General features: G+C 38.6%; 12 protein-coding genes and 1 tRNA gene. All 13 read right to left on the reverse strand.

Going from position 1 to position 12941, the window contains the following annotated elements:
- Nucleotides 1-54: 54 nt before the first annotated feature.
- Nucleotides 55-128: transfer RNA gene (locus tag V6E76_RS10440), tRNA-Arg, on the reverse strand.
- A gap of 81 nt (nucleotides 129-209) precedes the next feature.
- On the reverse strand, nucleotides 210-755 hold the full coding sequence (locus V6E76_RS10445) for a GNAT family N-acetyltransferase (protein ID WP_247352679.1): 546 nt from the start codon (nucleotides 753-755) through the stop codon (nucleotides 210-212).
- 11 nt (nucleotides 756-766) lie between these two features.
- Nucleotides 767-1252 carry a metallophosphoesterase family protein gene (locus V6E76_RS10450; RefSeq protein ID WP_247352677.1) on the reverse strand — a complete coding sequence of 162 codons (486 nt, stop codon included), beginning with the start codon at nucleotides 1250-1252 and terminating at the stop codon, nucleotides 767-769.
- Nucleotides 1253-1265: 13 nt separating this feature from the next.
- The gene (locus tag V6E76_RS10455) at nucleotides 1266-1856 is read right to left on the reverse strand and encodes an XTP/dITP diphosphatase (protein WP_198687573.1); all 591 of its coding nucleotides are present in this window, start codon (nucleotides 1854-1856) and stop codon (nucleotides 1266-1268) included.
- Nucleotides 1849-2667, reverse strand: a complete 819-nt coding sequence (murI, locus tag V6E76_RS10460) for a glutamate racemase (RefSeq protein WP_247352675.1) — start codon at nucleotides 2665-2667, stop codon at nucleotides 1849-1851. Before murI ends, V6E76_RS10455 begins: the two co-directional genes overlap by 8 nt.
- A complete protein-coding gene (locus V6E76_RS10465; protein WP_247352673.1) occupies nucleotides 2660-3103 on the reverse strand; it encodes a MarR family transcriptional regulator in 444 nt (147 codons plus the stop codon). The genes murI and V6E76_RS10465 overlap by 8 nt, the downstream gene beginning before the upstream one ends.
- A 178-nt stretch (nucleotides 3104-3281) precedes the next feature.
- On the reverse strand, nucleotides 3282-4058 hold the full coding sequence (gene sdhB, locus V6E76_RS10470) for a succinate dehydrogenase iron-sulfur subunit (protein WP_051220509.1): 777 nt from the start codon (nucleotides 4056-4058) through the stop codon (nucleotides 3282-3284).
- Between the two features lie 17 nt (nucleotides 4059-4075).
- Nucleotides 4076-5827: a succinate dehydrogenase flavoprotein subunit gene (gene sdhA / locus V6E76_RS10475; RefSeq protein WP_247352671.1), complete on the reverse strand. Its 1752-nt coding sequence runs from the start codon at nucleotides 5825-5827 to the stop codon at nucleotides 4076-4078.
- A 14-nt stretch (nucleotides 5828-5841) separates the two neighbouring features.
- On the reverse strand, nucleotides 5842-6453 hold the full coding sequence (locus tag V6E76_RS10480) for a succinate dehydrogenase cytochrome b558 subunit (protein ID WP_247352669.1): 612 nt from the start codon (nucleotides 6451-6453) through the stop codon (nucleotides 5842-5844).
- A gap of 118 nt (nucleotides 6454-6571) precedes the next feature.
- Nucleotides 6572-8341 carry an excinuclease ABC subunit UvrC gene (gene uvrC / locus V6E76_RS10485; RefSeq protein ID WP_247352667.1) on the reverse strand — a complete coding sequence of 590 codons (1770 nt, stop codon included), beginning with the start codon at nucleotides 8339-8341 and terminating at the stop codon, nucleotides 6572-6574.
- 48 nt (nucleotides 8342-8389) lie between these two features.
- The gene (gene trxA / locus V6E76_RS10490) at nucleotides 8390-8704 is read right to left on the reverse strand and encodes a thioredoxin (protein WP_026866887.1); all 315 of its coding nucleotides are present in this window, start codon (nucleotides 8702-8704) and stop codon (nucleotides 8390-8392) included.
- Between the two features lie 176 nt (nucleotides 8705-8880).
- On the reverse strand, nucleotides 8881-11208 hold the full coding sequence (locus V6E76_RS10495) for an endonuclease MutS2 (RefSeq protein ID WP_247352665.1): 2328 nt from the start codon (nucleotides 11206-11208) through the stop codon (nucleotides 8881-8883).
- Nucleotides 11201-12913, reverse strand: coding sequence for a DNA polymerase/3'-5' exonuclease PolX (gene polX, locus V6E76_RS10500; protein WP_247352663.1), 1713 nt, complete (start codon nucleotides 12911-12913; stop codon nucleotides 11201-11203). Before polX ends, V6E76_RS10495 begins: the two co-directional genes overlap by 8 nt.
- Nucleotides 12914-12941 lie beyond the last annotated feature (28 nt).

The following is a 12941-nucleotide window of genomic DNA, read 5'->3' on the forward strand; positions in this document are numbered from 1 at the left end:
CCCTATTAAATCAACGATTAACGGTGATTAATAGGGTTTAAAAAAGTATTCAGACGTCCTGGGAGGGATTCGAACCCCCGACCGATGGCTTAGAAGGCCATTGCTCTATCCTGCTGAGCTACCAGGACACGACTTAATTAACACAAGTTCTATTATAATCAAAGTGCATACTGAAAGTCAATGCATTTTTTGATTTTTTGTAACCAATGTTAATTTTTCGTTAACCAGTCTCTTTTCATCATACGATATTGGACTAAATCGTGAAAGTGATCATACAAAAATTCATATTCTTTCAACAGCGCTTCTTCTTCAAAGCCTAAGCGCTCAGGAATTTTACGACTCTTCATATTTTCTACACCTGCAGCGATGTCTACTCTATGAAGCTCGAGTTGTTTAAAGCCATAATCCACGAGTCCTCTTACGGCACGTGTCATGATGCCCTGGCCATTATAGCCTTCTGCTAACCAATAACCAATGGCGCCTCTTTTATTCAATAAATCGATTGTATTGAAGCCACACATACCTACGAGATGACCTTCTAGGTATACACCTAGGGTCATCGACTGGTTGGCATCATTAGACTCAATCCACGCCTGAATCGTCTTTTTATAGCTTTCTGCTTCGGTTACGTAATCTACCCAAGGCAACCATTCTCTTAGTTGGTCACGGTTCTTATCTACAAGATCAAACATGGTCTGATACTCACTTACTTTAAGCTGTCTCAGCATTAACGTTTCATCGATTTGTACTTTCATACACTCAATCCTTAGTTGTTTAAGTTAAACTCATCCATCAACTGATGTTTTCTACTATAGTATGACGCAATTTTACTCTCTGTATCAATGACTAAATAACTTTCTGGGTACTCATTACGTGAAGATGAAATACTGCCTGGGTTAATGGCATAGATCCCATTAATTTTCTCTATTTTAGCCACATGTGAGTGTCCATATAAGGCATACTTCGCACCGACTTCTTCAGCCTTAGCTGCAAGTTCATTTCGGTCTGATTTAATGCCATACAGATGACCATGTGTGTAGAACATTGATGTTTCTTCTAGGAGTCCTTCTTTTGGATAAGCTGAATCTTTATCAGTGTTGCCTGTAACTCTTAAAAATTGCTGCATTTCTTCATCGTCGTATGGAAATTCACTATCCCCTAAATGAATTGCCTCATCTGGTTTTACTGTCTCATACACTTCAGTCAGAATATTTTTTTCACTGTGATTATCACTAATGACTAATACTCTCATCGAACTCAACCCCTCATTTTTTTAGCTTTTCAAATACTGCTTCATCATTCATTAATTTTTCTAAAGCTTTTCCTCTATGACTTATCTTCCCTTTTTCTTCAGAATTAATCTCACCAAGGTAAATCCCATCTAAAGTTTTAAAGAGTGGATCATAACCAAAGCCACCTTCACCATGTGCTTCTGTTAGAATTTCACCTAGTAGTGTGCCTTCGTAGGTACGTGTTTCTTCTCCTGGAATCGTTAAGGCTAAAACACAAGTAAAGTAAGCGGCTCTATTTTCTACACCTGATAATTCATTTAGTAGCTTTTCATTGTTTTTCTGGTCGTTGCCATGTTCACCTGAATAGCGTGCAGAATAGACGCCTGGACGGCCGTCTAGGGCTTCAACTGATAATCCTGAGTCATCACTAATAACCGGTAAATTTAAGGCTTTTGCGGCTGCTTCACTTTTTAAAACCGCATTTTCTCTAAATGTCACGCCTGTTTCTTCAACATCAAAATTCGGTAGAATTTCTTTGATTCCAACAACTTCATAGTCAGAAAAAATTGCTTTAAAGTCATTGATCTTACCTTGGTTTCCACTCGCAATTACTATTTTACTCATATTCGTTCTCCTCACTTAGCCATATATGTTTTATTTTATAGTCTATATCTTTGATCCAACTTGTTAGGATGGTTTCAAAGGTGTCATTTTCTCCATGAATAAAAAATTGATGCACAGGTTGATGTTTTTCTGAGCTCAATAAATCCTGGCGATACATTTGGTTTAAGGCAATATTGACAGTTTCAAAGCCTGCATCGACAATTTCTTTTTTACCATCGAAAAATTTATCGATTTCACGTTCGATTAAAGGAAAGTGTGTACAGCCTAAAATCACAGTATCTGCTTTTGTCTCTTTATAAGCTTTAAGTGACTGTTCAATCACTTCTTGAGTAAGCATGTGATTCTTATAGTCTCCACTCTCGATTAAGGTCACAAATTCAGGACAGGCGAGACTGTGCACTTTGACTTCACTATCAAAGTCAAAGATTGCCTTTTCATATTCACCTGATTTCACTGTGCCTTCAGTTGCTAAGAGAAGTATTTCACTGTTCTTACTCTTCCTAACTGCACCGAGTGCACCGGGTGTAATTACACCATAGAGTGGGATGTCCACCTCTTTTTGCAGTTCTGGCATGACTGCAGCTGTAGCAGTGTTACATGCAATGATAATTGCTTTGACACCTTGTTCTATTAAAAATTGAACAGCCGCTTTAGTATGTATATACACAGCGGCTGTGTCTTTAGGTCCGTATGGACAGTTAATAGTATCAGCGAAGTAGTAGATTGTCTCCGATGGCAAAGCGTGCATGACTTCACTTGCTACGGTTAATCCACCGACGCCTGAATCCATAATGCCAATCGGTTTAATCATTAATATATCGCTCACTTTCTTGTAAAACCTCTTCTAAAACAACGGGTAAGATTGCCTTTTTGTCCTCACTTAACTCACCTGTAATTTTAGAAATGTATTCCACGCGTTTATCGATCACTAATTGAATCAGTGTTCGCCCACGTTCTTCCATACTCACTAGGACTAGACGCTTATCTTTAGTAGAGCGCTGACGTTTAACATAATTTGAGCGTTCTAATTTATCTACGATATCAGTTGTTGTTGAGTGCGCCAAATACAATCTGTTAGACAGTTCACCAATGGTAATCCCTTCCTTATCTCCAACCCATTGCAGGGCAATAAATTGAAGTGGAGAGATCTCGTGATCCTTTAAAATCTCACGACCATTTGCCCTCACTCTTGCAGCGATATAGCGTAAGGATTTTTCTATTGATATAATCTCAGCTTCTCCGTACATAATCTCTAGTCCCCTTATGTGTCATTATTAATATAATAACAAAACAAGGCGTCTAAGCCAATCAGTTCAATAGTTATCCAATCTAAAATGATAAAAAGCTCACTACTTTTAGCACGGTCAAAACTAACCGTAGCTGTTAAATAGTGAGCTTATTTTAACCTTCAATCCGACCGTAAACTTAGTTTACTTGGTGGTCTGAACCAAAGAATGATTTAAACATATGGAAAGTAGTTTCACGCTGCATTGAAGCGATTGAAGTCGTTAAAGGAATGCCTTTAGGACAAGCTTCTACACAGTTTTGTGCCATACCACATTCAGCAATACCACCTGTACCCATTAGGGCATCTAGGCGTTCGTTTTTAGTCATACTACCTGTTGGGTGTAAGTTAAATAATCTAACTTGTGAAATTGGTGCTGCACCCATGAATTTAGATTTACTATTAACGTTTGGACATACTTCTAAACATACACCACATGACATACATTTAGAGAGTTCATAAGCAACCTGACGTTTTTTCTCAGGCATTCTTGGTCCTGGACCAAGGTCGTATGTACCATCGATTGGTACCCAAGCTTTCACACGTTTTAAGTTATCGAACATAAATGAACGATCGACTTGTAAATCTCTGATTACTGGGAAAGTACTCATTGGCTCTAATTTGATCGGTTGTTCGAACTGATCAATTAGTGCTGTACATGATTGACGGGCACTGCCGTTAATCACCATAGAACACGCACCGCAGACTTCCTCAAGACAGCTTGAGTCCCAAGTAACCGCAGTTGTTTTTTGCCCCTTAGCATTAACTGGGTTTCTTTGAATTTCCATTAAGGCACTGATCACGTTCATATTCGGGCGATATGGAATTTCAAACTCTTCCCAATAGCTTGATGCTTCTTGGTTTTCTTGACGCTTTATGCTTAACTTAATTGTTTTTGTATCAGTTGCATTACTCATTTTCAGCCATCCCTTTCTTAATGTTTAGTAGAATAGTCACGGATACGTGGTGGAATTAAACTTACGTCCACATCTTCGTATTCGAACTTAGGCGCATTTGTCGGTCCATTGTATGACGCTTTTGTCGTTTTCAACCATTCTTCATCGTTACGGTCTGGGAATTCAGGTTTAAAGTGAGCCCCACGTGATTCATTACGGTTGTATGCACCAATCGTGATCACTCGAGCCAAGACTAACATGTTCCATAGCTGACGTGTAAAGAAAGCAGCTTGGTTCGACCATTTTTGAGTGTCATTAATATTGATATTTTTGTAACGTTCCATCAATTCAACGATTTTCTTATCAGTTTCAAGCAATTTGTCGTTGTGACGTACAACAGTTACATTCGCTGTCATAATTTCACCGAGTTCCTTATGGATTACATAAGCATTCTCTGTACCGTCCATCGCTAGGATGTTGTCGAATTTCTCCTGCTCTACCTGAGCGTGTTTTTCATATAATGACTCATCTAAGTCTTCATAAGACTTATCTAGACCGTTAACGTATTCAATCGCTTTAGGTCCAGCAACCATACCACCGTAAATTGCAGATAGTAACGAGTTCGCACCCAGGCGGTTACCACCGTGTTGTGAATAATCACATTCACCTGCAGCAAATAAACCAGGTACTGAAGTCATTTGATCGTAGTCAACATATAAACCACCCATAGAATAGTGCACTGCTGGGAAGATCTTCATTGGTACTTTTCTTGGGTCATCACCTGTAAATTTCTCATAGATTTCGATGATACCACCGAGTTTAACATCAAGTTCATGTGGGTCCTTGTGAGAGAGGTCAAGGTATACCATGTTTTCACCGTTAATACCTAGCTTCTGATTCACGCACACATCAAAGATTTCACGTGTCGCAATATCACGTGGCACTAAGTTACCGTAATCCGGGTATTTTTCCTCTAAGAAGTACCAAGGTTTACCGTCTTTATAGGTCCAAACACGTCCACCTTCACCACGTGCCGATTCACTCATCAGACGTAGCTTATCGTCACCAGGAATAGCAGTTGGGTGAATTTGAATGAATTCTCCATTCGCATAGACTGCACCTTGCTGATAAACGATCGATGCTGCAGAACCTGTATTAATCATAGAGTTTGTTGATTTACCGAAGATAATTCCTGGTCCACCAGTTGCCATAATAACTGCATCTGCTTTAAAGGTTTTAATTTCTCCAGATGTAATCTCCTGGGCAGTAATCCCGCGTGCTTTACCTTCATCGTCGATGACAACACCGAGGAATTCCCAACCTTCGTACTTATCTACTTGTCCTTTAACTTCATAACTTCTCACTTGCTCATCGAGCGCGTACAGTAGTTGCTGACCCGTTGTTGCACCAGCATAAGCTGTACGGTGGTGAAGTGTTCCACCAAAACGTCTAAAGTCTAAAAGTCCTTCAGATGTTCTGTTAAACATTACACCCATACGGTCAAGTAAGTGAATAATTTTCGGTGCTGCTTCTGTCATCGCTTTAACTGGAGGCTGGTTCGCTAAAAAGTCTCCACCGTAAACGGTATCATCGAAGTGGATAAGCGGTGAGTCACCTTCACCCTTCGTATTTACCGCACCGTTAATTCCACCTTGTGCGCACACTGAGTGTGATCTTTTAACAGGAACGATTGAGAAAAGATCGATATTCGCTCCTGATTCTGCTGCTTTGATCGTTGCCATTAAACCGGCGAGACCCCCGCCGACAACGATTACTTTATTATCCGCCATTATTTACACTCCTTTTATACAAACGCAAATATTGCCATTAAACCAATTGTGCTGATCACTAAGAATACTAAAATTGCGACGTAAGACATAAGCTGCTGTGATTTGTTAGATTGCGTAATACCCCATGTAATCATGAATGACCATAAACCGTTGGCAAAGTGGAAGACAGTTGCTACCACACCAACAATCCAAAATACTAACCAGAATGGATTGGCAACGATTTCTTCAACCATTTGGAAATTCACTTCTTCACCTAAGAACACTTGGAAACGCGTCTGGTAAACGTGAACTGCAATAAAAATAAATGCAATAACCCCTGAAATTCTTTGCAGAACAAACATCCAGTTACGGTAAGTGCTATAATGACCAACGTTCATCTTAGCAGTAAATGCGATGTAAATACCGTAAATACCATGGAAAAGTATTGGTAAATAAATGATGAAAATTTCTAGCAAAATAACAAATGGCAGGTTACCCATAATCCCTGCAGCAAAGTTAAAAGCCTCTTCACTGTATGTAGCCGTAAAGTTAACCAATAAGTGTTGGATTAAAAATACGCCCAACGGAATAACTCCGAGTAATGAATGTAATCTGCGAATGTAAAAACCTGAATCCTGATTCGACACAAAAGACCCCCCTAACTAATTGTCAATAAACTTTACTTATCATTTTACTCTTTGTTAAAAAACAAATCAAGGCGACTTTGGGCATTTGTGTAATATGCTTACATTCTTTTAGAATCCTTTATTCACCTAGCTTTTGAGAAATATTCTCAGCTACATTTTTGGGTATTCCGATGGCCATAAAATCCTCTGCACTTTTCTCTTTCATCTTCTTCACAGAACCGAATTCTTTGAGCAATTTTCGTTTTCTAGATGGACCGACACCTTCAATATTATCTAGCTGTGAAGCAATGGTTGTCTTCCGTCTTGTGTTTCTGTGAAATGAAATTGCAAATCTGTGTACTTCATCCTGTATTCTCTGAAGTAAGTAGAAACTCTGTGAGTTCTTTTTCATCGGTACGATTTCAGCGTGTTCCCCGTACAATAACTCAGCCGTCGAGTGCTTATCATCTTTTCTTAGTCCTGCCACAGGAATGTCTAGGGACAATTCATTTAATAAGACACCTTTAACCGTGTTCATATGGCCGACACCCCCATCAACGATGATTAAGTCTGGAAGTGGCAAACTTTCTTTTAATACTCGTGTATACCTTCTTCTCACAACCTCAGCCATTGAAGCGTAATCATCAGGTCCTTCTACAGTTTTAATCTTATATTTTCTGTAGTCTTTTTTAGAAGGTTTACCGTCTATAAAGGACACCATTACACTGACAGGATCCACACCTTGAATATTGGAGTTATCAAAGGCTTCAATTCTTCTTGGTGTTTCAATATTCATCAGTTCTCCGAGTGTATCAATCGCATGAATCGTACGAGCTTCGTCTCTTTTGATCATTTCAAATTTATTACCGATCGCGATGTTCGCATTTTTACTGGCAAGGTCCACCATTTCTTTTTTTGCACCTCTTTGTGGTGCTTTAACATTAACCGGTAAGGCTTCATTTAACAGCTCTACATTGAAATTTTTAGGAATATGAATTTCCTTAGGTAATAAGTTAGACTTTAAATCATAGAAATGTACAATGAATCTAAAGAACTCTTCTTCTATATCATCATTTAAAGGAAACATCTCAGCCTTCTTCTCGATGAGTTTACCGCTTCTTATAAAGAGTACTGACACAGACATCCAGCCATTCTCAACCGCGTAACCAAAGCAGTCTCTTGCTGTCATATCATTCGTGAGTACATTTTGTTTTAACATCGTATTTTCAATATGACCCATCAGATCACGATACTCTTTAGCCTTTTCAAATTCTAAGGCTTCTGCTGCTGTTTCCATTTTCTCTTGTAGTTCCTTCATCACTTCGTCGGTTTCGCCGTTTAAAAAACTCGTGATGCCGTCAATCATTTTCTGGTTTTGTTCTTCTGTCACATTGAATACACAAGGGCCGAGACATTGTCCGATGTGATAGTACAGACATAATTTATCCGGCATGACATTACACTTTCTTAGGGGATAAATTCTGTCTAACAGTTTTTTGGTCTCATGCGCACTGTAGGCATTTGGATACGGTCCAAAGTACTTACCTGAGTTCGGCTTTACGGTCCGTGTGACGACGAGCTTTGGATGCTCTTCTTTTGTAATCTTTATAAAGGGGTAACTCTTATCGTCTTTTAAGAGGATATTGTATCTCGGTAAATGCTTTTTAATCAGAGTGTTTTCTAGGAGCAATGATTCAATTTCTGAGCCCGTTACAATATAGTCGAAGTCTGTAATATCTTGGACGAGGCGCATGGTCTTCTCATCATGTGCACCAGAAAAATATGAACGCACTCTGTTTCTTAAGTTTTTCGCCTTACCAACATAAATAATTTCCTGATCCTTATTTTTCATTAGGTAGCAACCAGGTTCAGTCGGCAAAACAGATAGTTTTAGTTTTAATTCGCTCATATAATCCCTTCTTTATATAAAAAAAGCCGCCGAATGGCGACTTATGACTTATGCGTGTTTTTCAATTAAAGCTGAAAGCTGTTCTTTAGGTTGGAATCCAACTACTTTGTCAACAGGCTCGCCGTCTTTGAAAAGAATTAAAGTTGGAATACTCATTACTTCATACTCACTTGCAGTTGCTTGGTTATCATCAACATTTAATTTAGCAATGTTTGCTTTTCCTTCAACTTCAGGTGCTAATTCTTCTAAAATTGGAGCGATCATTTTACAAGGCCCGCACCATGGTGCCCAAAAATCTACTAGTGTTAATCCACTGCCAACTTCTTCTTTAAAACTTGAATCGTTTACTTCAATAATAGCCATCTAAAACTACCTCCATTTTTATATTGATTTAAGTATACAACAATTTATTTTCTCACTCAACGGTATTGCTTAGACGAGGAAAACCAAGTACACAATGCCGCTTAAAAACATGATTATACCTACGGCTATCAGTATTTTAGCCAGTTTGTACATATCAAAATTATCCATACATTCACCTATTTCATTTCTACAATCGTCACACCAAAACCGCCTTCTGAAGGCATACCGCCTCTAAATGACGCGACCTTGGGATGGCGTCTCAAGTACTGCTGGACACCTTTTTGAAGTGCACCTGTTCCCTTACCATGGATAATTTCAACTTCAGCATAGTTAGAGAGCAAGACTTGGTCTAGGTACTGCTCTAATTTAATTAGCGCATCCTCATAACGCTCACCCCGAAGGTCCAATGTTCGATTGACTTGAGTTTTATTTTGACGGATAGTCACTGGTTTTTCAACCTTTTTGGCTTTCCTTTTCTTCACTTCGGACTTTTCTAACTTCATCTTGATGATACCCATCTGAACGGTGACTTCGTCATCACTTACGTCGATAATTTCTCCTTTTTGACCGTAAGTTAATACGTCTACTTCATCGCCGACCTCAAGTGTTTCGACTTTTTCATTTCTAATATCTTTCTTAATGTCTTTTTGATAATAGGCATCAGATAAGGCTTTTTTCTTATCGATAAGTTCATGTTCTTGAATGCTATCTACGCCTAATTCTTTCATCATTTCAAGCTCTTTGATGATTTCTTCTGCTTCGAGTTCTCTTTGTTTAACAATACGATTGGCTTCTTCTTGTGCCTTCGCAATCATTTTCTCTTTCATTTGATTGTATTGTTCATATTGATTACGTAGGTCTTGATAGAGACGCTCTGAGTCTTTAAGTAATTCAGTCGTTTCAATTTCTGAATCACGGGCCTTAGAAGTATGACGTTCAAGGGCAGAAATCATCTCATTGACTTCCATATTATCTCTGCCTGTTAAAGTTCTTGCACGCTCAATAACCGATTCTTCTAAACCGAGTTTAGATGAAATTTCAAAGGCGTTTGACTTACCTGGAATCCCCATCAACAATCGATACGTTGGAGAAAGACTTTCTACGTCAAATTCCATACTCGCATTCAAAACATCTTCACGCGTATAAGAGAAAGATTTAAGCTGTGGGTAGTGCGTTGTCGCAATGACTTTCGCTTGATTAGCCAGTAAGTATTCAATAATGCTAATCGCGAGAGCCGCACCTTCTTCAGGATCTGTTCCTGCTCCGAGCTCATCAAGTATGACAAGTGAATCACTGTTTACCCGTCTTAAAATATCAGATATGTTCACCATATGACTTGAGAAGGTCGACAGTGATTGCTCTATGGATTGTTCATCACCAATATCTGCATAGACTTCCTTAAATATCGATATCTCAGAGCCATCCCTTGCAGGTATAGGAATCCCTGCTTGTGCCATTAATACTGAAAGACCCGCTGTTTTAATCGTCACTGTTTTACCACCGGTATTGGGGCCAGTAATGATAACTGCTTGTGTCTTTTGATCTATAACGATATCATTCTTAACTGCTGTTTCTGCATCTAAAAGCGGATGATAGGCACTGATCAGTCGAATCGATTGATCATCGATAATCGTCGGCTTAGTCCCTTTAATTGAAGCCCCATACTTCGCCTTAGTAAAGACCATATCTATATGGTGTAAATTTTCATCATGCTGATAAAGCGCGTCAGCATAGCCAGCTGTTTCATTCGTTAAGTCACTCAGTATTCTAGTCACTTCAACTTGTTCTTTTTCTTTTAGCTGTGAAATATTATTTGTCAATTCGACAATCGCAGTCGGCTCGACATAAATCGTTTGTCCACTCTGCGATGAGTCATGAACAATACCTTTAAATTCACTACGATAGTCTACATTAACTGGAATCACGTAGCGTCCATTCCGAGTTGTTATTATACTATCACTTAGTTTTCTTTGGTTTTTTCTGACAATATCATTTAGACGATCTTTAACTTTTTGTTCTTCTGATCCGATCTTACGGCGAATTCTTAAGAGCTCTGAAGAAGCATGGTCTAAGACTGCGACTTCATCAACAGTCTCAGTAATTCTCTTATACAAGACATGAATATCTTCAAGATTTTCAATGTAACCCTTGATATATTCTAGGAAGATTTCATCCTCTTCAAAAGACCGTATTAAATTCTCTAGCATCTTTTTACGATTTAATATGCTTCTAATGCTGTTAAATTCACTCACACCTAAAATACTGCCGATTTCCGCTCGCTTGATATAAGGTTTGATATCACTAATTCCACCGAGTTCAACGTGCCGATGGCGTATCATAGTAGAAGCATCGTCAACTTCTAAAATGTTTCGCTCAATTAAGTCGCGGTCACGCTCAACTATAGAAAAATCAAGCGCTTCGCTTGTCTTTTTAGAGATTGCGAACGTTTTAAGTGTCTCGAGAATTTTATCGAATTCTAAAGTCTTAAATGTTTTTTCATTCATTTATATCACTCTGCTTACCTTTATTTATAAAATCTTTAAATGCCTGACGGCTCATCGTATTGATCACTTGAGACTTAGGTACAAAGCCTTTTTGTAAGGTCGTAACACCGTACTTCATAAAATCAAAATGGTCTGTATGATGAGCATCCGTGTTCACTGTGAACAGGTTGTCTTTATTAGAAATGACTGCACTCGATAGATCGAGTCGTTTTGGATTGGCATTTATTTCTAAAACAGTGCCTGTTTTTTTAGCATAGTCAAATAATGCTTCCATATTAACAGGATAACCCGCCCTTTGACCAATCAGGCGGCCAGTCGGATGGGCAATATGTCTGACGTAAGGATTATCCATCGCATTTTTCAAACGCTTCATAATCTCGTCTTCACTCTGCTGAAAACTAGAATGGATCGCAGCGATAACATAGTCCAGTTGCTTCAATACTTCATCATCATAATCGAGGCGACCATCTGCTAAAATATCCATCTCGATACCACTATACACATCGATATCATCATATTGCGCGTTAATCTTCTTAATTTCCTCTACTTGAGCTAACAATCGTGCTTCTGATAGCCCATTTGCCACTATCAAACTTTTTGAATGGTCGGTAATGACAATATAACTATAATTTTTCTCTCTTGCCTTCTCAACCATCTCGACTATTGAGTTGGCACCATCACTGGCGATTGTATGCATGTGGAGATCACCATTGATATCGTCTTCTGAAATAATTTCACTGATATCAATTTCTGTTTCTTTACCTGTTTCTCTCATACTCGGTGGAATATAAGGCAGATCGAAATAATCGTAAAATGCCGCTTCAGATTCAAATGTTTTTAAGCCATCTTTAGTTTCCACACCATACTCACTAATCTTCTCGCCACGCGCTTTCGCAATTTGACGCATTTTAACATTGTGGTCTTTTGACCCTGTAAAGTGCTGCAGTGTCGAAATATATTCATCACCTTGAACGAATCTAAAATCCACATTGATCTTATCAAAATCATGTTCAATCTCAATTGATAATTTCTTGTCACCACGAGATACGACATCACTTACAAAGTCCGCTTGTAAAATATGGTGGGTAAAACCCTCAATATCATTTGTCTTAACAATAAAATCTAAGTCCCTAGACGTCTCTTTTAGGCGCCTTGAACTTCCTGCCATATCGTATTGAACATCCTGGTCCATGTCGTCAATCGTCTTTGTAATCAGTGTCTTAAATTTGAGAATCTTATCGATTGGGTAACGCTCAGGACGGCTGAGCACGAGATCGATAGATTTTAATATATTCTCTTCAGTTTTCTTACCAAAACCTGGCATACTACTAATTTCATTGTTTTGGCAGGCCTTTTTTAATGCTTCTAGACTATCGATACCGAGTGCTTCATGAATTTTTGCAATTCTCTTTGGTCCAAGATTCGGTATTTTTAACATGCGCACTAGACCATTTGGCACTTTATCTTCCAGTTCTTTTAAGACGGTCGATTGTCCACTTTCAATAAATTCATTGATAACAGCTGAGGTACCCTTACCAATGCCTTTAATTGATGAAACATCATCAATTTCTTTCAGTGTTCGTTCATCACTTTCTAGTGCAGCTGCAGCTTTTCTATAAGCTGACACTTTAAAGCCATTTTCAAGGTTTAATTCCATATAGACTGCGATTGTTTCTAAGAGTCTAATCACATCTTTTTTTACCATAGTTTCCTCCAAAAAAAGAGCCATATTT

The sequence above is a fragment of the Jeotgalicoccus huakuii genome (assembly GCF_036665975.1).
Taxonomy (GTDB): domain Bacteria; phylum Bacillota; class Bacilli; order Staphylococcales; family Salinicoccaceae; genus Jeotgalicoccus; species Jeotgalicoccus marinus.